The sequence below is a fragment of the Caulobacter segnis genome, from assembly GCF_003243465.1.
Classification (GTDB): Bacteria; Pseudomonadota; Alphaproteobacteria; order Caulobacterales; family Caulobacteraceae; genus Caulobacter; species Caulobacter segnis_A.
Genome location: NZ_QFQZ01000028.1, coordinates 20,314 through 43,854, shown reverse-complemented (window position 1 = coordinate 43,854; position 23,541 = coordinate 20,314). Strand labels below are relative to the sequence as shown.

Annotated in this window: 16 protein-coding genes; 6 read left to right on the top strand and 10 right to left on the bottom strand. The window is 67.7% G+C overall.

What is annotated here, in order from left to right:
- Nucleotides 1-102 precede the first annotated feature (102 nt).
- The gene (locus tag DI526_RS10800) at nt 103-1,050 is read right to left on the bottom strand and encodes a cation diffusion facilitator family transporter (RefSeq protein WP_304277473.1); all 948 of its coding nucleotides are present in this window, start codon (nt 1,048-1,050) and stop codon (nt 103-105) included.
- Between the two features lie 128 nt (nt 1,051-1,178).
- On the opposite strand from DI526_RS10800, the gene DI526_RS10795 reads away from it, so the two are divergent.
- Nucleotides 1,179-1,400: a hypothetical protein gene (locus DI526_RS10795; RefSeq protein WP_304277471.1), complete on the top strand. Its 222-nt coding sequence runs from the start codon at nt 1,179-1,181 to the stop codon at nt 1,398-1,400.
- Nucleotides 1,401-1,415: 15 nt separating this feature from the next.
- On the opposite strand, the gene DI526_RS10790 is transcribed toward DI526_RS10795, so the two are convergent.
- Entirely contained in the window at nt 1,416-3,197 is a 1,782-nt protein-coding gene (locus tag DI526_RS10790) for an SLC13 family permease (protein ID WP_304277470.1), read from the bottom strand.
- A 303-nt stretch (nt 3,198-3,500) separates the two neighbouring features.
- On the opposite strand from DI526_RS10790, the gene DI526_RS10785 reads away from it, so the two are divergent.
- Both DI526_RS10785 and DI526_RS10780 read left to right on the top strand, forming a co-directional pair.
- On the top strand, nt 3,501-4,199 hold the full coding sequence (locus tag DI526_RS10785; RefSeq protein WP_304277468.1) for a Crp/Fnr family transcriptional regulator: 699 nt from the start codon (nt 3,501-3,503) through the stop codon (nt 4,197-4,199).
- A 95-nt stretch (nt 4,200-4,294) separates the two neighbouring features.
- Nucleotides 4,295-6,454 carry a catalase gene (locus DI526_RS10780; protein WP_304277465.1) on the top strand — a complete coding sequence of 720 codons (2,160 nt, stop codon included), beginning with the start codon at nt 4,295-4,297 and terminating at the stop codon, nt 6,452-6,454.
- A 291-nt stretch (nt 6,455-6,745) separates the two neighbouring features.
- On the opposite strand, the gene DI526_RS10775 is transcribed toward DI526_RS10780, so the two are convergent.
- The 4 genes from DI526_RS10775 to DI526_RS10760 all read right to left on the bottom strand — a co-directional run bounded on the left by DI526_RS10775 (nt 6,746) and on the right by DI526_RS10760 (nt 9,571).
- Nucleotides 6,746-7,363, bottom strand: coding sequence for a DUF4142 domain-containing protein (locus DI526_RS10775; protein ID WP_304277464.1), 618 nt, complete (start codon nt 7,361-7,363; stop codon nt 6,746-6,748).
- Between the two features lie 74 nt (nt 7,364-7,437).
- A complete protein-coding gene (locus DI526_RS10770) occupies nt 7,438-8,613 on the bottom strand; it encodes a zinc-dependent alcohol dehydrogenase (RefSeq protein ID WP_304277462.1) in 1,176 nt (391 codons plus the stop codon).
- 9 nt (nt 8,614-8,622) lie between these two features.
- The gene (locus DI526_RS10765; protein WP_304277460.1) at nt 8,623-9,195 is read right to left on the bottom strand and encodes a hypothetical protein; all 573 of its coding nucleotides are present in this window, start codon (nt 9,193-9,195) and stop codon (nt 8,623-8,625) included.
- A 196-nt stretch (nt 9,196-9,391) separates the two neighbouring features.
- Nucleotides 9,392-9,571 carry a hypothetical protein gene (locus DI526_RS10760; protein WP_304277458.1) on the bottom strand — a complete coding sequence of 60 codons (180 nt, stop codon included), beginning with the start codon at nt 9,569-9,571 and terminating at the stop codon, nt 9,392-9,394.
- A gap of 313 nt (nt 9,572-9,884) precedes the next feature.
- Between DI526_RS10760 and DI526_RS10755 the strand changes: the two genes are divergently transcribed.
- Nucleotides 9,885-12,284, top strand: coding sequence for a membrane-bound PQQ-dependent dehydrogenase, glucose/quinate/shikimate family (locus tag DI526_RS10755; RefSeq protein ID WP_304277457.1), 2,400 nt, complete (start codon nt 9,885-9,887; stop codon nt 12,282-12,284).
- On the opposite strand, the gene DI526_RS10750 is transcribed toward DI526_RS10755, so the two are convergent.
- Nucleotides 12,281-12,925, bottom strand: coding sequence for an arylesterase (locus DI526_RS10750; RefSeq protein WP_304277455.1), 645 nt, complete (start codon nt 12,923-12,925; stop codon nt 12,281-12,283). The genes DI526_RS10755 and DI526_RS10750 overlap by 4 nt on opposite strands.
- Nucleotides 12,926-12,982: 57 nt before the next feature.
- Between DI526_RS10750 and DI526_RS10745 the strand changes: the two genes are divergently transcribed.
- Nucleotides 12,983-13,666, top strand: coding sequence for an ABC transporter ATP-binding protein (locus DI526_RS10745; RefSeq protein ID WP_304277453.1), 684 nt, complete (start codon nt 12,983-12,985; stop codon nt 13,664-13,666).
- A 2-nt stretch (nt 13,667-13,668) separates the two neighbouring features.
- Nucleotides 13,669-16,197 (top strand): ABC transporter permease, encoded by a 2,529-nt coding sequence (locus DI526_RS10740; RefSeq protein ID WP_304277451.1) that lies wholly within the window; start codon nt 13,669-13,671, stop codon nt 16,195-16,197.
- 7 nt (nt 16,198-16,204) lie between these two features.
- Here DI526_RS10740 and DI526_RS10735 read toward each other — a convergent pair whose 3' ends face one another.
- The 3 genes from DI526_RS10735 to DI526_RS10725 form a co-directional block, all read right to left on the bottom strand.
- Nucleotides 16,205-17,266, bottom strand: a complete 1,062-nt coding sequence (locus tag DI526_RS10735) for a LacI family DNA-binding transcriptional regulator (RefSeq protein ID WP_304277449.1) — start codon at nt 17,264-17,266, stop codon at nt 16,205-16,207.
- A gap of 143 nt (nt 17,267-17,409) precedes the next feature.
- A complete protein-coding gene (locus DI526_RS10730) occupies nt 17,410-20,379 on the bottom strand; it encodes a TonB-dependent siderophore receptor (RefSeq protein WP_304277447.1) in 2,970 nt (989 codons plus the stop codon).
- A gap of 116 nt (nt 20,380-20,495) precedes the next feature.
- Nucleotides 20,496-23,537 carry a glycosyl hydrolase family 28-related protein gene (locus DI526_RS10725; RefSeq protein WP_304277445.1) on the bottom strand — a complete coding sequence of 1,014 codons (3,042 nt, stop codon included), beginning with the start codon at nt 23,535-23,537 and terminating at the stop codon, nt 20,496-20,498.
- Nucleotides 23,538-23,541 lie beyond the last annotated feature (4 nt).

Here is a 23,541-nt window from a genome sequence, read left to right as displayed (position 1 = left end):
CAATCTTCGCCTTGATCAGACCGATGAAATTCGCAGCGCGAAACAGGTGCGCTCGGCCGAAAGCGTCGCCAGGCCCATGACGGCGCCCATGGCCGCCCTAGCCTATCCGGCAAGCGGCTGGGCGTAGGCGTCCCGGGCGCGTCCGGAACGCACGAAGACACGAGTGATCCGAGGGTCCACGGATCGGACGCCGCTGGCCAGATCGTCCGCGGCGTCTTCGATCTGTCGGGCGGTCAGGTGGTCCTTGAAGTCCAGGGTGAGGCCTAGCAGGATCTCGCGCGGGCCAAGATGCATCGACAGGACTTCGGCGACGCTCTCTATCCTGGGATCGGCGGACAGCACCGCCTTTACGCCCGCCACGATCCTGGGGGACGCCGCCTCGCCGGTGAGGAGGCTACGCGTCTCGTTGGCCAGGAAGACCGCCACGACGACGAGGAGCCCGCCCACGCCCATCGAGGCCGCGCCGTCGGCCCATGACAGGTTCAGCACCGACGCGCCCAGAACGCCCAAGCCGGCGATCAGAAGCCCCAGCAGGGCCGCGCCGTCTTCCAGCAAGACGGCGAACACCGACGGATCCTTGCTCCGCTTAAGCGCCGTCAAGAAGGGCGTCTCGCCTCGCGTAACCTTGAACGCTTTCCAGGCGACAAGGAACGAGGCCCCTTCGAATAGGGCGGCGACGCCAATGACCAGGAAGTTGATCCAGGCGCGGTCTATCGGCTCGGGCCGCAGGATCTTGCGCCACCCCTCGTAGATCGAGAAAGCGCCGCCAAGCGCGAAGATCAGCAGCGCGACGACGAAGGCCCAGAAATAGAGCTCCATGCCATAGCCGAAGGGATGGGTTTCGCTCGGCGGCCTGGCTGCGCGCCGCAAGCCCAGCAGCAGCAGGCCCTGGTTGCCGGTATCGACGGTGGAATGGATGGCCTCGGTCAGCATCGCCGACGAGCCGGTCATCAGGAACGCCACCAGCTTGGTGACGGCGATCGCCAGATTGCCGGCCAAAGCGGCGTAGACGACGATCGCGGCGCTGCTGCGGGGTCCTGTGGCGGCCATGGACGCGCAACGTCGAGCGCCGACGGGCGTTCCGCCGATCGGCTCAGACGGCGCAATAATCCATCCTGCTCTCGGGAAACAGACGGCCCTTGGCGCGTTGCCCAAGCATCCACAGCAGGAGTTGGATCATGGCGACCGTGCAGCAAGACCATAGCGGGGGCCGCGAGCCGAACGCGCACACCACGCCCGGGCGGAACCGGAACACGCTCGCGATCCTCATGCTGGTGGCGATCATGATCGTCCTGGCTGTCGCCGCGGCGTTCACCCTGGCCCGCAACCCCGGCGCCGGCATGGGCGGAGGTCTCAGCGAGGACCGTCCGGCGGCCGGGCCGGCGAACGGCGCGCCCTAGCGCCTCCCCTGGCGGTTACCGCGTAAACGGCCAGAAGAAGGCGATCAGCGCGGGCGACACGAGCAGGATCAGCAAGGTCAGCGGCGCGCCCAGTCGGGCGTAGTCGCCAAACCTGTAGCCGCCAGGCGCCAACACCAGCGTGTTGCACTGATGTCCGATCGGCGTGAGGAAGTCGCAGCCCGCGCCGACGGCCACCGCCATCAGGAACGGATCCGGGCTCAGGCCCAAGCGCTCGGCGAGACCCATCCCGATCGGCGCGACGATCAGAACCGTGGCGGCGTTGTTCAGAAAAGGCGTGGCGGCCATAGCCACCGCCATCATCGCCGTCAGGGTCAGCAGCGGCGGCATGCCGTGGAAGGCGCCCGACAGCCAGCCGGCGATCAAATCGGCCCCGCCGGTGGACTGCACCGTGTCGCTGACGGGGATCATGGCCGCGACCAGCACCAGGACCGGTGCTTCCAGCGCCGCGTAGGCTTCTCGCATGCGCAACGCGCCCGAGGCCACGACGAGCACCGCCGCTCCGAAGAAGCCGGCGGCGGCCGGCAGGACACCGAATGCGACCAGCAACATCGCGCCAATCAGGATAAAGGTCGGCAGCAGCGCGTGCCGCGCGCCACCCAGCCGGACCTCCCGCTCGGCCAGGGGCAGACACCCCAGGGCCGACAGCGCCAGCGGCAGCTGCTGCTCTCCGCCCTGCAGCACCAGGATGTCCCCGGCGCGCAGCCGCACCGTCGCCAGGCGTCCCGCCATGCGATAGCCGCTGCGGCTGACCCCCAGCAGATTGACCCCGTGGACTTCATTCAGCTTCAGGCCGCGGGCGGTCTGGCCGATGAGATCGGACTCGCCGCCGATCACCGCCTCGACCACCCGGACCTCGTCAGTGGGCTCGTTCATCACCACGGGGCGGTCGGCGTCGGTGAGCTTCAGGCCGGTCTTGACGATCAGCTCATTGAGCGACTGTTGCTCGCCTTCCAGCAACAGCTGGTCGCCCGGCTGGATCAGGCGGTTGGGGTGAGGAGACGCCATCCGCTTGCGCCCGCGCAGGATCGCAACGACGGTCACCGCCCCGTCGGCGGCGGCGCGAAGATCCGCCACGCGCCCCGCCCCGAACCGCCAGCCTTCCGGCGCCTCGACCTCGGTCACATAGGCGTTGGCGGCCAGAGCGGCGTCGACGTCGATCGCCGCGGCGCGATGCTTTGGCAGCAGGCGATAGGCCACGGACAGGTAGATGATGGTCAGCAGCGCCAGGCTTCCCCCGACGGGCATGAAGTCGAACATCCGGAAGGGCTCGCCCAGCGCCTTGCCGCGCACCTCCGAGACGATGATGTTCGGCGACGTGCCCACCAGCACCGCCAGGCCTCCCACCAGGGAGCCGAATGACATCGGCATCAGCAGCCGTCCGGGCGACACGCCCGTCCGCTTGGCGATCTGGAGGGCGGACGGCATCATCAGCGCCAGGGCGCCGACATTCTTGGTCATCATGGACAGCAGCGTGGTGACGGTGACCAGCACGGGCGCCTGGGTGCGCTCGGTCCCCAGGCGCGGCAGCAGCGGGGCCATCAGTCGATCGACCAGACCCGAGCGCGATATCGCCGCGCTCAGCACAAGCGCGCTGGCGATGATCACGACGATATCGTTCGAAAAGCCGTCGAAGGCCGACTTGGCGGGGATCAGGCCGATCGCCACCCCAACAGCCAGAGCGCCCAGCGCGATCAGATCATATCGCCAGCGTCCCCACAGAAAGCAGAGCACCGTCGCTCCGATCAACCCGAACGAAAGACCCTGCTGCAGCGTCACGCGATCGCCCCTTAAGTCGGCCGAAACGCTCGACCGTGCCTACAACGAAGCGGCGCCTTTAGCGGTTCATGCGGTCAGCCGTGAAAAACAAGAAAATCCTACGCAGCAAATCATCACTAATAATTCCACCCAGAAACAAAGCTTTACGGAGCGCTATAGCCAAGTTCTTATAGAATTTGCTTACCACTCGACGAGACACTTTAAATGATGCACTATTTATACCGGGATGGGGCTCGCCAATACGGAGCGAGCAATAATGATCGATTGCGTTGAGACAGGACGCGCCAGCATCAGATCGGCGCGATGCTAGCCGTCGCCGCGGTTGCTCAGCCGCTGGCCGACAGAAACTACGTCCGTAGACTTCGTCGCTATGGCGTCCTGAAGGAAGAGGATTGGGTCGAGCTGGAGACCCTTCTCATCCGCACCGAGACCTACGCCGCGAACCGTGTAGTCGAGGCGGACAGCCCGCCGTTCTTTCTTGTTTCGGGATGGGCTTGCCTCTCGCGCTCGCTTGGCGATGGACGGCGCCAAATCCTGGCGTTCCTTTTGCCCGGCGAAGGCGTCGGGTTCGACCTCCTGACCCGCAATCGCCCGTCGGTCGATGTGGTCGCGCTCACGCCACTGAAGGTCAGGCATGCCAAGCAGGGTCTGCCCACGCTCTCCGAGAGGTTGAGCCGGGTCTTCGCGGGCGCCGCTGCGGCGCAACAGAGCCGCTTGCTGGACCAGATCGTGAGGCTGGGCCGCCAGACCGCCTATGAACGCATGGCCCACCTGTTGCTGGAGTTGCACGGTCGCCTGCTGGAAATCGGTGAAGCTCGCCCGGAAGGCTTCCACCTTCCCGTAAAGCAGGAGGTCCTGGCCGACGCCCTCGGGCTCAGCCTCGTGCATGTGAACCGCACGCTGCAGCAGCTGCGTCGCGAGCGCCGGATCGAGGTGCGCGGCGCCCAGGTGGTGATCCTAGACCGGCCGGCTCTGGAAGCGGTGGCCGGTCAGCGGCCCTGATCTGCCCCCCCCGGCGGCATCAAAAGGCGCCGACGGCAACGGACGTCGCGAGGGAGGGTTGAGCCTTGAGCAACCCTCCCTCGCAAGGATTTCGAATGCCCAAGGTGATCGGCAAGGACACCGGCGCAACCTCGCACGCCGCCGAATTTGAAACGCGCCTGGGTCAGGCCGGAGAGCTCCATCAGATCGCCTCGGACGAAGGACAAGACGGCGCGGTCCTGACCACCCAGCAAGGCGCTCCGGTCGCCGACGACCAGAACACGCTCCGCGTCGGAGCGCGCGGTCCGGCCCTGCTCGAGGACTTTCACTTCCGGGAGAAGATCTTCCACTTCGACCATGAGCGCATCCCCGAGCGCGTCGTCCACGCCCGTGGCTACGGGGCGCACGGAACCTTCACCCTGAAGGAATCCCTGGCCGACGTCACCACCGCCAAGGTGCTGACCGAGGTCGGTGAGAGCACGCCGATGTTCGTCCGGTTCTCGACCGTGATCGGCAACAAGGGCTCGTTCGACCTGGCGCGCGACGTGCGTGGCTTCGCGGTCAAGTTCTACACCAAGGAGGGCAACTGGGACATCGTGGGCAACAACATCCCGGTGTTCTTCATCCAGGACGCGATCAAGTTCCCGGATTTGGTCCACGCGGCCAAGCCCGCGCCTGACCGTGAATTTCCCCAGGCCCAGACTGCCCACGACAACTTCTGGGACTTCATCACCCTGACGCCCGAGGCCATGCACATGATCATGTGGACCATGTCGGATCGGGCGATCCCCCGCTCCTATCGGTTCATGGAGGGCTTCGGCGTCCACACCTTCCGGTTCATCAACGCCGAGGGCAAGGGGACCTACGTCAAGTTCCACTTCAAGCCGCGCCTGGGCCTGCAGTCGGTGCTGTGGAACGAGGCGCTAAAGATCAACGGCGCGGATCCGGACTTCCATCGCCGCGACCTGTGGGACGCCATCGACCTAGGCGCGCCCCCGACCTGGGACCTGGGCGTTCAGCTGTTCGACGACGATTTCGCCGACCAGTTCGAGTTCGACGTGCTCGACGCCACCAAGATCATTCCCGAGGAACAGATCCCGGTGCGCATCATCGGCGAGTTCGTGCTCGACGGGCTGGTCGACAACTTCTTCGCCGAGACCGAACAGGTGGCCTTCTGCACGCAGAACGTCGTGCCGGGGATCGGCTTCACCAACGATCCGCTGCTGCAAGGCCGCAACTTCTCGTATCTAGACACCCAGCTGAAGCGGCTGGGCGGGCCGAACTTCACCCATATCCCGATCAATGCGCCGCGCTGCCCCGTCCACAACTTCCAGCAGGACGGGCACATGAACATGCGCAACCCCAAGGGCCGCGTGAACTACGAGCCCAACAGCTGGGGCGGCCCGCGCGAGAGCCCGACCAACGGCTATCGTCACTTCGAGGCCGAGGAAAACGGGCGCAAGATCCAGGAGCGATCGGGGACCTTCTCCGATCACTACAGCCAGGCGCGGCAGTTCTTCATCAGCCAGACCGCCATCGAGCAGAAGCACATCGGCGACGCTCTCGTTTTCGAGCTGTCCAAGTGTGAGCGGATCGACATCCGCCAGCGCATGGTCGCCCATCTGCGCAATATCGACGAGAAGTTGGCGGCGGTGGTCGCCACGGGGCTGGGCATGACCGCCCTGCCCGATCCCGCCCCGGCCGCATCTCCGACGCTCACCACCCTGCCGCCTTCCGACGCCCTCTCAATCCTCAAGCGCACGCCCGGCAGCTTCGCTGGCCGCAAGCTCGGCATCCTTGTAAGCGACGGCGCGCCCGCCGCTTTGGTGGAGGCCCTGGTCGAAGCGGTGAAGAGCCTGCCGGCGGTCTACGAGATCATCGCGCCCAAGACAGCGGGCGCGGTGCTCGACGACGGAACCCTCGCAGAGGCCAAGCAGAAGATCGACGGCGGCCCATCGGTTCTCTACGACGCCGTCGTCCTGGCGTTGTCGCCGGAAGGGGCGGCCAGGCTGGCGCGCGACAAGGCCGCCAGGGACTTCGTCAGCGACGCCTTCGCCCACTGCAAGTTCATCGGCTACACCGCCGCGGCGGAGCCGCTGCTGATGCGGGCGGGCGTCGCGGCGGAGGAATTCGACGACGGCATGATCGCCCTGGAAGGCCCGCAGGACGTGCCCGCCTTCCTCGCGCTGTGCGGCCAGCTGCGGTTCTGGGCGCGGGAACTGATGACCGACCTGGACGCAGACGCCTTCGTCGACGTCACTCAGGCGGACGCGTAACGGAAGGAGCCGCCGGCGGCGGCCGGCGGCTCTTCAGCCTCACCTCGATCAACGAACTGGGGCTATGCCGCCGCGGCGGCGGAGTCGCATAGTGAGCCCTGCAGGTTCTCGATGACGGCGGTCTGCGGTCCGTAGAGGCGGCCGCGCTCACCGCATCCCGGCCGGCGGGCGACGATCGGCTGGTTCGATGCCCAGTCGCCGCGGGCGGCTCGGGAGAGCGGCGCGCAGCTGGTCGCCTGACTTGAGCGAACGAGGGCGTGGCGGCGATCGCCACGCCCCCGCCGCATATGCCTAGTGAGCGGCGTCGCCACCCGCCTTCAGCGTCTGCACGTGATCCAGGTGAGCCTGGATCTTCGGAACCGCTTTCGTGGCCGCATCCCGCAGTCCGGCGTCATCGCCGCGCTGGGCGTAGCCCTGCATCAGGGTCAGGGCTTCGTTGTGGGCCGCGTCCTGCTGGTCGAGATAGACCTTGTCAAAGTCGGCCGGCGCCGCCGCGTTCAGATTGTCGATCATGCCCTTGCGGCGCTCGTCGAGGCCTGGAGGCGCGGTCTTGCCCGCCGCGGCGATCAGCGGCTTCATGGTGTTGGAGAGCGCCGTATGGTCGGCGACCATCATCTTGCCGAAGTCCTTGACGCCCTGGGCCTTGCCCTTCTGCTGGGCGATCTTGCCCGCCTCGATCTCGTACATGTCGCTGATGGCGGCGTTGGTGACGAAGGCGTCGGTGGACATCGGTCCGGCGGTGGCCGCCGAGGCCGTTCCCACAGCCGCCGAGGTCGCGTCCTGGGCCGCGTTGACGGCCGAGTTGCTCGTGCCCGGATCGTTGGGATTGGGCGTCGCGTCCTTTTGCTGACAAGCCGCCAAAGAAAGGGCCGCCACGGACGCGGCGGCCACAAAAGTCAATCGAGCCATATTCGTCTCCCAAAAGTGGTCGAGGCTGAACAGCCGGGAGACGAAAACGTTCGAAGCCTAAGCAAAAGACACGGTCAGGGCTTGAGCACGACCTTGACGCAGCCATCCTTCTTGTCGCGGAAGGTCTTGTACAGCTCCGGTCCCTGCGACAGCGGCGCGGTATGCGTCACGACGAAGGTGGGATCGATCTCGCCCTCGCCGATCCGGCGGAGCAGATCCGCCGACCACCGCTTGACGTGCGTCTGGCCGGTTCGGATCGTCAGGCCCTTGTTCATGACCGCGCCCATCGGAATCATGTTCGATAGCCCGCCATAGACGCCGGGGATGGACACGACGCCCGCCGCCTTGCAGGCCATGATCGCCTCGCGAAGCGCCACGGGACGTTCCGTCTCCAGCTTCAGCGCCGTCTGGGCGCGGTCAATCAGGCCCAGCACCGGCGTTGGGCCATGGGCCTCCAAGCCGACGGCGTCTATACAGCGCTCGGGCCCATGACCGTCGGTCATATCCTTGAGGGCGTGCAGCACATTGACCTGACTGCGGTCCAGGATCTCCGCGCCCAGGCCCGCGGCCATCTCAAGCCGCTCCGGGACATCGTCGATCGCAATCACCCGCTTGGCGCCCATCACCAGCGCCGACTGGATCGTGAACAAGCCCACCGGCCCGCAGCCCCAGACCGCGACGGTGTCCGTCGGGCGGATATCGGCGAAGGCGGCCGCCTGCCAGCCGGTCGGCAGGATGTCGCTGAGGAACAGGTACTTTTCGTCCTCGCCGGAGTCCGGAACCTTGATCACGGTCGTCGCGGCATAGGGAACCCGCATGTACTGCGCTTGTCCGCCGGCGTAGCCGCCGGTGATGTGCGAATAGCCGAACAGCCCCGCCGTGGTGTCGCCGAAGAAGGCCTTGGCCAGGTCCGCGTTACGGTTGGTGGTCTGGCAGACCGAATAATTGCCTTGCTGGCACTGTTCGCATTCGCCGCAGATCATCTGGAACGGCACCACCACGCGGTCGCCGACCTTCAAGCCCTTGGCCCTGGCTTCCGCGCCAACCTCGACCACCTCGCCCATGGGCTCATGGCCCATCACGTCGCCCGCGCACATCGTCGGCACGAAGCCGTTCATCAGGTGCAGGTCTGACCCGCAGATGCAGGTCGACGTGACGCGGATGATCGCATCCTTCGGATCCTCGATGATCGGATCCGGCACCTCCTCGCAGCGGAGGTCCTTCTTGCCTTGCCAGCAGATCGCCTTCATCGCCGCCTCCTATGCGCAATCGCGCTTGACGTTGGTCATTCGCACCGCGGCCATGACGTCGAGGGCGGTGATCGCCAAGACGACGCCCATGGCCAGGCGCGCATTGCCGCGTTTGGGATTGTCCCGCCGCGACAGACGCCGCAGGACGAGGATGTCGAAGACATCACCAGCGACCCGCGCCCACAGCGCGCTCGACTTGGTGGGGTCGGAGGCCAGGATCACGCCGGTGGCCAGCTCCCGCGCCCCGAACAGGGCGCGCGTGGTGTGCGCCGAGCCTCGGATGCCCAGGAAGCGGTTCACGCTATCGGGCGCAAGCAAACCCCAGAGGCCCAAGCCGAGCGCATTCTGGCCGAGGACCATTGAGATCTGCGGCGAGACGGCGGGGGCAGCCCGCACGCGATCCGTCGACAGCGTCATCTGCTTGCCGCCAGGAAGGCGGAACGTCCGCGTGGGCGCGGTGGCCGGCGGCGTCTTGGCGCGGCGCTCTTCGCTCCAGGAGCGCAGCTCCTGCGCCAACGAGCTTTCGCCATCGCCACGCGAACGGCGCCGCGGCGAGGGTGTCGGGGGGGCGTCGAGCGACATGCCAGACCTCATGGTTGAAAAGTGATCCAAGGGGATCGCAGAGGCGGTGACGCCGTTCCCGCAGTCAGCAAATGATGCGGTCGATTTCAGTCGCGGCCCGGCGGCGTCGCCCGCGGGTCCTGCGGACGCGGTTCACGCTCGTCTCCGGGCGCGGCGGGGCCTGGCGGCGGCCCGTCGCGCGCGGAAGTCCAAGAGTTCAGTGGATGGCGAACCGTCTTTGCTGCGGGTCGATATAGGGGCCCAAGATCAGTTCGCCGGCCACCCTGCCCAGGCGATCGTGAATGACCATCCGGACTCCGCGGCCCGTTTGGTTAAAGGCCGCGGCGAGGCGCACAGCCGTTCGTTCCGCCGCGCCGCCGGCGATGAACACCTGCACCGCAAAGCCTGGCCCGCAATCGACCCACCACCCGCGGCGGAGCGGCCGGACACTGATCGTAACTTGGCTCATCATCCGTTGACTGATCTTCAGCGTCGCAACCAGCCAGTCGTCGACAGTCCGCCCTGGAACGGTCGTCGGCCGTACGGGTGCGCGCGTCGGTCAAATGTGAAGAACGCGCTCCGACGATCAGCAGAGGCGGGCCGGCGCCGCCTGACTGCCGCAACGTTGGAAACCCGACACGAGTTTTGGCGCCTTTAGCAGCCTCGCGCATTTCCACGACAGCCGATATCCGCAGGGAAGCGCCAGATCCATGAAGACCCAAGTCCCGTACAAAGCGGCTTCGGCCTGGCCGGCGCGGCTGCTCGGCGCCGTCCTGCTGCTGATCGGCCTGGTGCTGGCGGCGGGAGGCCTTCAGCTCCTCTTGCTGGGCGGCTCGCTCTACTACCTCCCGGCGGGTCTTGGCCTGATCATCGCTGGGGTCCTGATGATCCGCCGCAGCGTCGTTGGCGTCTGGGTCTACCTCGCGGTCTTCCTGGCGACAGTCATATGGGCGCTATGGGAGGTGGGGCTGGACGGATGGGCGCTTATTCCGCGCCTCGTCGGCCCTACGGTCCTGCTGGTTCTAGCGCTTCTGCTCGCGCCGACGCTGACCGTCGATCGCCGGCCACGACGCCTCGCCTGGCGAGCGCTTGTCGTGTCGGTCGCGGGCCTGCTTGTGCTGTCTCTAGCGGCCTTCATCGCCGGCCAACCCGCCCGGCACGGACAGCCCTCAGGCCCGGAGCTGGCGGCTGGTCCGTCGGCGGGATCTGACTGGCCGGCTTATGGGGGCACATACGGCGCGCAACGCTATTCCGCCCTCGCACAGATCACGCCCCAAAACGTCGGCAAGCTGCAGCGTGCCTGGCTTATCCACACCGGCGACCTTCCCGCTTCTGAAACGGCGCGAAAGATGTACGGCGCCGAGACGACCCCGCTGAAGGTCGGCAACACGCTCTATCTGTGCACGCCCAAGAACATCATGATCGCGCTGGATCCGGAGACCGGCGCAACGCGCTGGCGGTTCGATCCCAAGGTGCCCGACGCCCATATTCCCTATACGGCCGCCTGCCGAGGCGTCTCCTACTACGCCGTTCCCGGAGCGTCGCCCGGCTCGGCCTGTGCGACCCGCATCATCGAGGGAACGCTGGACGCGCGCCTGATAGCCGTCGACGCCAACACCGGCCGCCCCTGCGCCGACTTTGGTTTTGGCGGTCAGGTGAACACCGCCGAGGGGATCGGCGAAGCCGCGCCCGGCATGTTCTCGATCACCTCGGCTCCGACCATCGTTCGCGGCGTGATCGTCACGGGACACCAGGTGCTGGACGGTCAGAAGCGAAACGCGCCGTCCGGCGTCATCCAGGGCTACGACGCGGTCACCGGCCAGCTCCGCTGGGCCTGGGACATGGTGCGCCCCGATCGTCCGGGAGCGCCACCCGCCGGCGAGACCTATACGCGCGGCACGCCGAACATGTGGACCACGGCCAGCGGCGACGAAGCGCTGGGCCTTGTCTACCTCCCGCTCGGCAACAGCGCCGTCGACTACTGGAGCGGCATGCGATCGTCGCTGGAGAACGAACACTCGACCTCCTTGGTGGCGCTCAATGTGGCTGACGGTCGCGAAGTGTGGAAGTTCCAGACCGTCCACAAGGACGTCTGGGACTACGACCTGGGGTCCCAGGCGACGCTGGTCGACTATCCCACGAGCGGGGGTGTGATCCCGGCCCTGGTGCTGCCCAGCAAGCAGGGTGATCTCTATGTCCTGGACCGCCGGACGGGGCGCCCGCTGACCGGCGTCGAGGAACGCAAGGTCCCGCAAGGCGGCGTCGAACCGGGCCAGCGCTCGCCAACCCAGCCGTTCTCGCTGTTCCATACCCTGCGCAAGGCGGACCTTACCGAGCGGACCATGTGGGGCATGTCGCCGATCGACCAGATGATCTGCCGAATTCAGTTCCGCAAAGCCAAGTACGACGGCTTCTACACGCCGCCCATCTCGGACGGCCGCTATGTCGAATATCCCGGCTACAACGGCGGCTCGGACTGGGGCGGCGTCGCGGTGGACCCGCGCAAGGGCGTCATCGTGGCCAACTACAACGATATGCCCAACTATAACCGGCTCGTGCCCCGCGCCGAGGCGGACAAGAAGGGCTGGGCGCCCCGGGGCGAGGAACGCGGCGGCTCCCTGAAAGGCGGCGCGGAGGGCGCTGGCGACCCGCAAGCCGGAACGCCCTACGGCATCTCCGTCAACGCCGGCTGGCGCCTTCCGGTGACCGGCCTGCTCTGCAAGCAGCCGCCCTACGGCGGTCTACGCGCCATCGACCTGCGCACCGGCAAGACGCTCTGGGATCGCCCGCTGGGTTCGGCGCGGCGCAACGGCCCGTTCGGGATCCCTTCGCACCTGCCTATCGAGATCGGCACGCCGAACAACGGCGGCGCGGTCGTCACGGCGGGCGGGGTAATCTTCATCGCCGCGACCACCGACAACATGATCCGCGCGATCGATCTGAAGACCGGCAAGACGCTGTGGCAGGACGCCCTGCCCGCCGGCGGACAGGCCACGCCCATGACCTACGAGGTTGGCGGTCGCCAGTACCTGGTGATCATGGCCGGCGGACACCACTTCATGGAGACGCCGATCGGCGACGCCCTGATCGCCTACGCGCTTCCGCGTTAGCGGGACGGCCCCTTCAGGACCTGGGCGACCAGCGGCGCAAGCGCCTCGCCGATCCGCTTCGCGCCCGCGGCGTTGGGATGGATCCCGTCCCTTTGCACCAAGCCGGGGTTGCCGCCGACGCCCGCCAGGATGTTGGCGTAGAGCGGGACCCTGAACTCCTTGGCCAGACTGGGATAGAGCGCGTTGAACTCGCGGACGTAAGCTTGGCCGATCGCCGGCGGCGCGGCGACTCCGACAAGGATCGCGCGAATGCCCCGGCCCTTCAGGTTCTGCAACACGCCTCTCAGGTTCGCCTTCGTCTGAGAAGGCTCCACGCCCTGCAACAGGTCATTGCCGCCCAGGGCGACGACGCAGACGGCGGTGTCCGACGCCACGCTGAAGCCGACCCGGGCCAGGCCGCCGCCGCTCGTGTCGCCGGACACGCCCGCGGCCCGGACTGTGGCCGAAACGCCGCGCCGGGCCAGCGCCGCCTGCAGCTGGGCGGGCATGGCGTCGCGCGCGGGAAGCCCAAGGCCCGCCGTGATCGAGTCTCCGAGAACCGTGACGATCGGAGGACGTGGCGCGGCCGCGATCTGGCTCAACAGGCCGATCCCGAGCAAAAAACGGCGACGGCTGGCGAAACGGTGTGCGGTCCGGCTCATGTCTTCCTATGTAGTCGACACGCCGGTGGAACAAGGGTCGGCGCTGCAGGAAACCCGATGCCCGAGATTTCGACCGCCGCGCCCCTGGTTCTGGACGCCGTCGCCCTGACCCTGCCCTCCGCCGCCGGACCCGTGGATATTCTCAGGGGGGTCGACCTTACCGTCGGCGCAGGCGAACGCGTCGCGATTACCGGCCCCTCGGGATCCGGAAAGTCGTCCCTGATCGCCGTTGGCGCTGGTCTTGAAGAGCCCACGGCAGGGACAGCTCGCCTCTTCGGCCAGAACCTCGCCGAGCTCAACGAAGACGGCCGCGCCCAACTGCGGCGCGGTCGCGCGGCGCTGGTGTTCCAATCGTTCCACCTGCTGCCCAACATGACCGCAGAAGAGAACGTCGCCACGCCCCTGGAGATCGCCGGCGCGCGTGACACCGTGGCGACCGCCCGCGATTGGCTGGCGCGCGTGGGATTGGCTGGACGACTGACCCACTATCCGCACCAACTCTCCGGCGGTGAGCAGCAGCGCGTCGCGCTGGCCCGAGCCCTCGCCGCCCGTCCGGCCCTGCTGTTCGCCGACGAACCCACCGGGAACCTGGACGGCGCCACCGCCGCCTCGGTCGCCGATTTGATGTTCAGCCTCGTCGCCGAGGTGGGCGCCGCCCTCGTCATGGTCACCCACGATCCCGCCCTCGCCGCGCGCGCCGATCGCATCGTGCGCATGGCCGATGGCCGGATCCAGGGGTGAGCATGACGGCGTTCCGCCTTCCCCTCGCCTTCAGGCTGGCCGCACGCGAGCTGCGGTCGGGCGTGCGCGGCTTTCGCATCTTCCTGGCCTGCCTCGCCTTGGGCGTCGCGGCCATCGCCGCCGCCGGCTCGACCGCGGAGGCCTTCCGGCACGGGCTAGCCAGCCAGGCGCGAGAAATCCTCGGAGGCGATTTGTCCGTCTCGGTCGAGAACCGCGACTTCACCACCAAGGAGCGCGCGGCGATTGAACGGCTTGGGCCCGTTACCTACTCGGCGGGGGCGCGGGCCATGGCCGCGAACACGGCCGGAGACCGACGCCTGGTGATGATTCGGGGCGTCGATGGACGGTTTCCACTGGCCGGCGCCGTCAAACTGGACGGCTCGCCCTCCCTGGCCGCCGCGCTGGCGGATCACGACGGCGTCGCCGGCGCCGCCGTGGAGCCGGCGCTGCTGGATCGGCTGCACCTGAAGATCGGCGACCGCTTCCAGGCGGGGGCCATGACCCTGGTTGTCCGCGCGCGCCTGCTCGGCGAGCCGGACGGACTGTCGCGAGGCTTCGCCATCGCGCCTCGGGTGCTGGTCCGCGCGGACGTGCTGGAACAATCGGGATTGCTGGCGCCCGGCGGGCTTTCGAGCCGAACGGTGCGCGTCGCGCTGCCGGCCACGCAGGACCCCCGCGCGGCGGGACAGGCGCTTCAGAAGGCGTTCCCCGACGCGAACTTTCGGATCCGGGATAGGGTGGACGCCGCGCCGGGCGCGCGTCGGCTGATCGACCAGCTGGAGTACTTCCTCGGCTTCATCGGCTTGGCCTCCCTGGTCGCCGGCGGCCTTGGCGTCGCCGGCGCTGTGTCGGCCTATCTCTCGGCCCGCGCGCCCGCGATCGCCGTGCTGAAAGCGCTCGGCGCGCGCAGCGGGCTCATACGCGACCTCCATCTGATCCAGATCGGCGTGCTGGCGCTGCTGGGCGTCTCGATCGGCTTGGTCATCGGGGGCGCGGCGCCGCTGATCCTGGGCAAACTGGCCGGTTCAAGCCTTCCCGTCCCGGCCCTGTTCAAGATCTATCCCGCGCCGCTCGCCAAGGCGGCCGCCTTTGGCCTGTTGGCGGCGGCCGCGTTCTCGCTGATCCCGTTGGCGCGCGCCCGGGCGACCCCGCCCTCCGCCCTGTTCCGGCGCGCGCCCAAGAGGAGACCGCCCCTCGGCGTCGAGACCCTGGGCGCTGGTCTGGCCGGCGCAGGCTTGGCCGCGCTGGCCGTCGTCGCCGCGCCGACGCCGATCGCGGCGGCGATCATGATGGCGGGAGTCGCCGTGGCTTTTGGCCTGCTGGCCTTGATCGGCCGCGCGGCGGCCTTCGCGGCCGGGCGCGCACGGGGCCTTACGCGCGGCCCCGTCAAGCTGGGCCTGGCCAATCTGGCGGGGCCCAGTTCGGCCGCCCATACCGCAAGCCCGGCCATCGGCCTGGGCGTCGCCCTGCTGGCCTGCGTCGTGCTGATCCAGTCGGCCCTGCTGGCCCAGGTGAGCGACGTGGCGCCACGCACCGCGCCGGCTATGGTTTTCACCGAAATCCCGGCCGATCGCACCGAGGCTTTCGACGCGACGGTCGCCGAGGTGGCAGGCCCCCTGAACGCCGCGACCTACCTTCGTATGCCCTTCGCGACCGGTCGCATCGTCGCTGTCAAAGGCAAGCCCGTGGACACCCAGGCAATCAAGCCTTCGCAGCGCTGGGCCTTCGATAACGACATCAGTCTTTCGCTGTTCGCCAGGGAGCCCGCGAACGCCGGCGTCGTCGAAGGCCACTGGTGGCCGGCGAACGCGTCGGGCCCGCCGCAAGTCGCCATGAGCGTCGAGATCGCGCAGGCCGCGGGCCTCAAGGTCGGCGACACGATCACGGTGCTCGTGCTGGGCCGCGAGATCGAGGCTCGTATCGCCGCGCTGCGGAAGATCGACTTCGGCGGCTTCGGGCCAAACTTCGCGCTGATCTTCAATCCGGCGACTCTCGAAGGCGCGGCGCTGCGGAACGTGGCGATCGTTCGGCTGGACAAGGACCGCGAGGCGTCGCTGACCCGAAAGCTCGGCGAGCGCTTTCCCGGCGTGAACGTGATCAGCGTGCGCGAACAGCTCGAAGCCGCCGCCGCCCTGTTCGATCGGCTGGCGCTGGCGGTTCGGGGCGCGGCGGCGGTCGCCGGTCTGGCCGGCGTGCTGGTGCTCGCCGGCGCCATCGCCGCGGGCGCGAGGGCCCGGGCGCGGGAGGCCGCGACTCTCAAGGTGCTGGGCGCCACGCGCGCGCAGATCCTCGTGGCCTATCTGATCGAGTATGGCTCGGTCGGCCTGATCGCAGGCTCGGCGGGCGTGCTGTTCGGCTTTGCCGCGGCCTGGCCTGTCGTGGTCAAGATCTTCGAGGCGCGCTGGAGCGTCGACTGGAGCGGCGTGCTGCTGCTGCTGGCCGGGGCGACCACGCTGACAACGGTCGGCGGCCTGATCGCGGCCAGCCTGGCCTTGTCCCAGCGGCCCGCGCCAGTCCTGCGCGGCGACTAGGCGCCGGCTACGGCGGCGGCGCCGCCGACAGGCGCTGGATCAAGGCGTGTTCCAGGATGTGATCTCCCAGTCCCTGGCGGGCAGGCGACGCCTCGCGCAGGACCCGCAGCAGTCGATCCAGAGCCACCGCGGCCATCTGACGGACAGGCTGCCGGATCGTAGTCAGCGGCGGCCAAAGCGTGGTGGCGACGGTGGTGTCGTCGAAGCCGACCACGGTCAGGTCACCGGGCACATCGAGATGGCGGCGATGCGCGACCGACACAGCGGCGGCGGCCATGTCGTCATTACTGGCGAAGATCGCTGTCGGCGCCTGGACGGCGTCGAGCAGCGTCTCGGCGGCCAGAAGGCCCGAGGCGTAGGTGAAGGCGCCGTCCGCTACCACCAGCTCGGCGCCGTCGACCTCGGCGATCGCCGCCCGGGCGCCTTCGAGACGGACGGCGCTGGCGGTCTGTTCGGGATTGCCAGTGATGAAGCCGATCCGCCGATGTCCCAGGTCTAGAAGATGCCGGGCCATGGCGCAGCTGGCCTGTCGGTCGTCGATGCGGACGCTGATGGCGTCAGCGAGCGGACGCCCCGCGGCCACAACCGCGACAGGAATGTTGGCGGCCCGGAGGATGTCTCGTGCGGCGCCGGATTCGCCGAGCGGCGGGGCCAGCACCACGCCCTGTACGCCCGCGCCCAGCAGGGCTTCCAGGTCCCGATCGCTCGGGGCGAGCCCGTTCTCGCCACGCACCAGGATCAGCCGCGCGCCGGCGCTGGTGGCCTCCTCGAACACGCCGACCAGAAAGTCGCTCATGAAGGCGGCGCTGGGATTGGCGTAGACCACGGCGATCCGCAGCTCGCCAGCCATGACCAGATTGCGAGCGGCGAGGTTGGGCTGGAAGTTCAGGTCCCGGATCGCGGCCAGGACCGCGGCCCGCGTCTCCTCGCGGACCTTGGCCCCGTCATTGATCACCCGCGACACCGTCATGCGAGACACCCCAGCCCGCATGGCGACGTCAGCCATCGTCGCGCCCCTGATCGACGCCTTTGGCGTTGGGCTCGGCGGCGCGGTCGTCGAGACGGTCATGTCAACGATCTCCTACCCTTGGTCGAGAGCCACAGCGCAAAGAAGACGCCCGAGCCACGACCAGCTAGCGCCGGTCGGGCCCGGGCGGGGCCGCCAAGGGGGAGGTGGAGACGGCGGCCCGGGACGCAGGAGCCTTCGGCGTCCTAGAAGCTGTAGCGGAGGCCCAGGTGGTAGAACCGTCCCAGCAGGTCGTAGAGCGCCGGGTTGGCGTCCAGACCGGTGTTGGTCTGCGGCGACGGGGTCGGATCGCGGTTCAGCAGGTTGTCCACCTTGCCGTACAGCTGCAGGCCGTTGCCGAACTTGTAGGACGCGCTGATGTCGACATAGGTCGCGCCCTTCATGTGGTTGTAGTCGATGGTCGGGCGGCTACCCGTCGAGACGGGGCAGCTGCCGGGCTTGCACTCGATATATTCCGTCGTCGTGCCGCCAAACCGGCCGTCGCTGAACCAGCGCTCCTGAACGCTGAGAGCGAAGCGATCGTTTTCCCAGGATTGAACGGCCAGGACCTTCCAGTCAGGCGTGGCGCCGGAGTTCTGCCCCGCCGAGTCGACGGCTACGGCCCCGGGGATGCCGGGATTGGTGACGAACTTGTGGACGTTGGTGGCCAGGCCACGGACCGTGAAGCGGCCCGGAACGCTAGGCAGCTCGAAGCGGTAGCTGCTTTCGATGTCGAAGCCGCTGGTCTTGATCGAGGCCAGATTGAACGTCTGGGAGTTCACGAAGGCCGACGGCGGGTTGAGGTTGAACGCGCCGCAGAACTGGGTCAGGCCAGCATAGCAGAAGTTGACGATCTGCTGAGCACCCAGGCTGGAAATGCCCCCGTTCAGGACGATGTTGTACCAGTCGACCGAGATGCTGAAGCCCGGCAGCCATTTCGGGTTCGAGAGCACGGCGCCCAGCGTGAAGTTCTTAGCGATTTCCGGCTTCAGGTCAGGGTTGCCGACCACGTTCTGCAGAACCGTCAGCGCGCCGCCCGCGGGCTGGCCAGCGGGGGGCTTGCCGTTCGAGGGCACGGTGAAGTTCGGCAGGGTCGTCGTCACCGGCGCGGCGAACAGCTCCGACAGGTTCGGGGCCCGGACGTCGCGCGACGTCACCGCCCGCAGGCGGACGCCCTCGATCGGCGTATCCCAGGTGGCGCCGACCTTCCAGGTATAGACGGTGCCCGAGGTGCTGTAGTCGGTCCAGCGGCCCGCCATGTTGAGGTTGGCCTTGCCGGCGGCGTCGGAATTGACCAGCGGAATATTCACTTCCGCATAGGCTTCCTTCACCGAGTACTCGCCCTTGCCCGAGTGATAGTTGCCCGCGAACCAGTTGGCGCCGGACGCGTTCAGGATCGGGTCGGCGGGATAGTCGGCGGTGTTGGGCGAGTCGGTGTTGCCGTCGCCATAGGGGTCGCCTTGGACGTGGTACTGCTCCTTGCGCCACTCGCCGCCGATGGCCAGCGAAATGGGCCCGGCCCAACCGTTGATCGGCTCGCCGCTGAAGTTGATGCTGGCGACGTCCTGCTTCTGAACCGAGTGCTGGTACGGGCCGTTCTTTGGCGTGATGTAGGCTAGGGCCGCTTCGCTCGGGCGCTGGCCGCCGAAGATGTTGATCGGCACGCAGCCGTTGGCGCGGGCGATCGGATCGGCGCAGACGATCTGGCCGTTGACGAGCGTGGCCTGGACCGCCGCCCGATAGCGCGGCGTCAGCAGGATGTCGCGAACATGGATGTTGGTCGTGTTCTCGCCGTGCTCGTAATAGGCGTCGTAGCGCCATTCCGTGCCCAGGGCGTTGAACTTGCCGTCCGCGCCTACCACGCCGCGATACTGGGTCCGCGTCGGGTGGACCGAGATGTTGCGGGGAAGCAGCGCGTTGCTGGTCCCGAAGGTGAAGGTGGTGATGCCATTGGCGGCGCAGGCCGCCACCACCGACGCCGGCAGATACGGGTTCGAGCACGACATGGTCAGGCCCGTCGTGGCCGCGCCCGGATTGGGCTGGTTGCTGCTCTCCACGCGCGCGGCGTTGAAGGTGGCGTAGATCTCGTTGTTGGCGTCCAGATCAAAGCCCACGCGGCTGTAGCTGTTCATGCGCTTAATGCGCGACTGCAGCGAGGTGCCGACCCCGACATTGCCCGACAGGTCGCCGCCGACGCAGAAGCCGCCGTTGGTGTAGCAGCCGCTGACCGCGCCATTGGCCGCCTTGGACGGCACGCCGCCCCCGCCGTACTGGAACGGGAACGGGTTGCCAGCCTGGTCGAAGGCCGTGCCTTGCAGCGGACCCGAGCTGATCAGGCCATACTTGGTGTACTGATAGGCCTGGGCATGCTCGCGATAGAGGTATTGCGGCGAGCCGTCGTTGGTGATCCCGCGGTTGACGAGGGTGGCGGTGGTGTACCAGTCGCGGCTGCCCGGCGCGTCTTCGCCGAAGCCCCCGGCCGGGACGCCTTCCTCCCAGTCATATTCGCCGCTGACCTGCACGTGCAGGCGGTCGTTCATGAAGTTCTTGCCCGCCGCGACCTGGGCCAGCCACTGATGGTTGTCGCCATAGGTGGTGACGCCCGTCATGACATTGGCCTTCAGGCCCTCGAACCGCTTGTTGGTGATGAAGTTCACCACGCCGCCGACCGCGTCCGAACCGTACGAGGCCGAGGCGCCCCCGGTCACGACGTCCACGCGCTCGACCAGCAGCTGCGGAAACAGGCTGATGTCCGGAACGCCGGTCACGTTCGCCGGGACGACGCGCTGGCCGTCCAGCAGGGTCAGGGTGCGGATGGTGCCAAGGCCACGCAACGAGAACGAGCTCAGGCCCTGCTGGCCGCTCGAGGTGCTGAAGGTGCCGGTGGTCGCGCCGCTCGAGCCCTGCAGCGACGGCAGCTGGGTGATGGCGGTGAAGATGTTGGGCTGGGCGGCCCGCTCCAGGTCGGCCGTGCCGAGCACCTGGGTCGGGGTCGGCGCGGTAAAGCCGGTCGAGCGAATCCGGGTGCCGGTGACCACGATCTCCGAGACGGAGTCGGAGGCGGGCGCGGTTTGCGCCTGCGCCGCACCGCCCGCGAACAGCGTCGCGACCGCGCTCGACGCCAGCAGCACGCTCAAAAGGGACGTCCCTCTTTTCACGCCTTCGATAGCACTCATCCTGCAACCCTCCCAGTTTTCGTTGAGACCATCACCGACGGCCTGGGAGGAATTTGTCAGACGATGTGACCGCTAACTATACGACCATGGTCGTAGGTCGTCCCCGGCTTGGGCCGTTACTTCCTTTTCAGGGCGTAGAGCGACCGGTGCGTCAGGATGTAGAGGGTCCGATCGCCAGCCCCACCGAACACCAGTTGCAGCGGCCGCTCGGGCACATCCAGGCGACCGAGTTCGCGGCCATCCGGCGCGTAGACGAACACCTGCCCGTTGGCGACATAGACCCGCCCCTCTGGATCGGTGGCGACGCTCTCGCCCCCCCGATCGGCGAACGGCTTTAGGTCGCTGATCGCCCCTCCCGCACCGACCAGGCCGCTATAGGTCTTGTTCTCCGAACTGTTGGCGATGAACACCCGGCGGCCCGGCTTGGCGGTCATCAGGCCATAGCTGTCCAGCGTATGCGAGTAGCGCAGGCCGCGGGCATCGGGCGGACCCGCCTGGATCACCCGGAAAGCCGGCAAGGCCAGGCTGCCGTCCGGTGAGACATAGGCCTCCGGCTTCGGTGCGGCTGTCTCGCCGGCGAACATCTCGGCCAAGGTCTTGAACTGGTAGGTCTCGAGATCCAGCTGATCCTTGAACTCGCCATTGACCCACCAGTTGACCGGCAGCGCCAAGGCCGCCTCAGGCCTGACAGCGCCACGCGTGGGCCTGATCACCGTCACCTCAGTGTCCGGCGCGCCGGGCTTGAAGCTGTAGACCGAGCCGGCCGGGCCATCCGAGGAAAGGACCAGCAGGTTGTCGGAGGCGTCGACCGCCAGGCTGACAGGGTCCAAGGTGTTGTCGCGGACGATCGACAGCCCCCTCCCCTCGGACCAGCTGTGAATCCGCTGGTGGCGGCGATCGACGAAGTAGAGCGTTCCCGTGCTATCGACCGCCGCGCCGCCCAGCGAGAAGAAGCCGTCGGCGAGCTTCTCGAGCCTGGCGCCCTCGGGATAGACGGAGGGCGGCGGCGGCTTCGTCGCGCCCGGCAGGTCCAGGACCGCGAACTGCCGCTCCCGCACCTCAGCCCCATGGGTCACGTCGACGACCGCGTTCTCGAACGGGAACTTGGTCAGGCGCGTGAAGGTCGTGCAGCCGTTATCGTCGCAGCCGCCATAGCCGCTCTCGCCGTTGACGGCCACGTTACGAAGCCGGATGTCCTGCGAATTGTAGATCTTCACCGCCGCCAGGGCTGGCCGGCGCGTCCGCGTGACGCGATAGCCGTGATAGTTGGCCAGCAGGATGTTGCGCGAGTCCCGGATCTCCACTGAAACCGTGTCCTCGCCCTCCCCGGCTTCCTCCTCGGTCTGTGGCGCCAGAAATTGCCAGTTGGCGACGCGGTTCAGGCTGATTTCGCTGCGCAGGTGGTGCTCGACCGAGGCCTGGTAGACATAGCCTGGCGTGGTGGTGTCGGAGACATAGATGCCGGAATAGGCGTAGGTGTTGGGGCTCCAGACGTTGGCGAACGTCCCGCCGCCGCCGTTGGTCACCCACAGGCTCGGATACTGCCCGCCCCAGCGTTTGGCCGCATCGGGATCGGCGGTTGCGTTGTTGTTGTAGGGATTGAACCGTGAGCCATCGTAGAGGTTGGTGCCGTGGCCGCCCTGGAACTTGACGTCGTTGACCATCGAGCGCTCGCCGGCGGTCCACAGCAGGGCCGTGGCGCGCGGATTGGCGCCGTCCGTATAGAGCCCGAGGCCAAAGACGATGTTGTCGCCGCCCTTGGCCGACTCGACCAGGGCCTTGGGCGCGCCGACGCCCTGGTAGGCCGGGGTGGCGTGGGGCAGCACGATCTGCGTCAGGCTGGGGTGCAGACCTATCAGAACCGTGTCGGGCTTGAGCTTCAGCGTATCGGTGACGCGGTAGAAGCCGCTCGGGAAATAGACCACGCGATGGCTGTCGATCGCGCTTTGGATGGCGGCCGTGTCGTCAGTGACGTTGTCGCCCTTGGCGCCCAGCGTCCTGACATTGGTCCATTCGGCGGTCGGCGGCAGAGCGCGAATGGCTGGGGACCGCAAGCTCGGCGCCTTGGCCAGAGCCCGGGCTTGGACGTTCGTCCGATAATCGCCCATCTCCCCCGCCGCCGGCAGCGTAAGGCCATGGGTGAAGGTCGAAACGGTGTAGACCTTGCCCGCGCCCGCCGTTGTCTTGCCGCTATCGCGGAAGCGGGCGAAGACCGGCGTGTTGATGGCTGTGGCGTTGTCAAAGCCTACCTGGGTGTAGACGTTACGCTCGTTCGAGATGATCACGCCCGCCTTCGAGACGTTCTCGAAGCGGACGTCCTTGGCCCACAGCCAATCGCCGTAGCCGCGGTCGATCTCGACGCCGACCGGCGTGTTGCGCATGGCGACATTGACCAGGGTCAGGCCCGCTTCGTGCTCGCGGATCGCCGCCTCCCGCTGCCCCTCGAACGTGGAGTCGAGCAGGACGAAACCCCAGGCCGGTGACGGCTTCTCGGTCAGGATGCCGTAGCGACCGCCCTTGAAGTGCAGGTCCTCGGCCTCGTTGCCCACCTGGTAGAGACCGGCCAGGCCCGAGCCGATGTCGAACGTGGCGTGGCTGACGAAGGTATGCTGGGCCGCGTGGAAGCGGATAGCCGTTGCGGCCGGATTACCCTTGCCGATCTTGAAATCAATATTGCTGATCGCGGTGTAGAAGGTTCCTGAATTGGCGTCCGGCACGTCCTTGTTGAACGGCACGCTACCCGCTGGCGGGAAGGCGACCTTGCGCGTCGGATCGGGCTTGGCGCCGGCGAAGATCACCATGTTCGCCAGGCCCTTCTGGAACCCGGGCGTGGCGTCGCCTAGCACGATCTCGGGCCGGGTCGCGCCGACGCCGAACAGGCGCACCCCTGGCCAGAGATACAGCGTCTGGCTGATGCGGTAGCGGCCCGACGGCAGGAACACGAGGCCACCGCCGTCCTTGGCCGCCGCGGCGTCGATCGCCTCCTGGATCGCAGCCCCATCGTCCGCGCGACCATCGCCCTTGGCCTTCACGACCACCGCGGCGGGATCGTCGGGCATGGTCGCAAAGACAGACGTTGAAGACGCCCAGGCCAGATTACCCGCGCCCGAGGCCATGGCGATCGACAGCGCGCCCAAGGCGACCATGCAGCGGTTCATGCGA

What these genes read in the sequence shown, in the direction of transcription:
- DI526_RS10795 (WP_304277471.1), top strand. Translation starts at nt 1,179, where the DNA reads ATGGCGACCGTGCAGCAAGACCATAGCGGGGGCCGCGAGCCGAACGCG.
- DI526_RS10750 (WP_304277455.1), bottom strand. Translation starts at nt 12,925, where the DNA reads ATGAGCCGGACCGCACACCGTTTCGCCAGCCGTCGCCGTTTTTTGCTC.
- DI526_RS10730 (WP_304277447.1), bottom strand. Translation starts at nt 20,379, where the DNA reads ATGAGTGCTATCGAAGGCGTGAAAAGAGGGACGTCCCTTTTGAGCGTG.
- DI526_RS10785 (WP_304277468.1), top strand. Translation starts at nt 3,501, where the DNA reads ATGCTAGCCGTCGCCGCGGTTGCTCAGCCGCTGGCCGACAGAAACTAC.
- DI526_RS10735 (WP_304277449.1), bottom strand. Translation starts at nt 17,266, where the DNA reads ATGACCGTCTCGACGACCGCGCCGCCGAGCCCAACGCCAAAGGCGTCG.
- DI526_RS10755 (WP_304277457.1), top strand. Translation starts at nt 9,885, where the DNA reads ATGAAGACCCAAGTCCCGTACAAAGCGGCTTCGGCCTGGCCGGCGCGG.
- DI526_RS10740 (WP_304277451.1), top strand. Translation starts at nt 13,669, where the DNA reads ATGACGGCGTTCCGCCTTCCCCTCGCCTTCAGGCTGGCCGCACGCGAG.
- DI526_RS10765 (WP_304277460.1), bottom strand. Translation starts at nt 9,195, where the DNA reads ATGTCGCTCGACGCCCCCCCGACACCCTCGCCGCGGCGCCGTTCGCGT.
- DI526_RS10780 (WP_304277465.1), top strand. Translation starts at nt 4,295, where the DNA reads ATGCCCAAGGTGATCGGCAAGGACACCGGCGCAACCTCGCACGCCGCC.
- DI526_RS10800 (WP_304277473.1), bottom strand. Translation starts at nt 1,050, where the DNA reads ATGGCCGCCACAGGACCCCGCAGCAGCGCCGCGATCGTCGTCTACGCC.
- DI526_RS10770 (WP_304277462.1), bottom strand. Translation starts at nt 8,613, where the DNA reads ATGAAGGCGATCTGCTGGCAAGGCAAGAAGGACCTCCGCTGCGAGGAG.
- DI526_RS10725 (WP_304277445.1), bottom strand. Translation starts at nt 23,537, where the DNA reads ATGAACCGCTGCATGGTCGCCTTGGGCGCGCTGTCGATCGCCATGGCC.
- DI526_RS10745 (WP_304277453.1), top strand. Translation starts at nt 12,983, where the DNA reads ATGCCCGAGATTTCGACCGCCGCGCCCCTGGTTCTGGACGCCGTCGCC.
- DI526_RS10775 (WP_304277464.1), bottom strand. Translation starts at nt 7,363, where the DNA reads ATGGCTCGATTGACTTTTGTGGCCGCCGCGTCCGTGGCGGCCCTTTCT.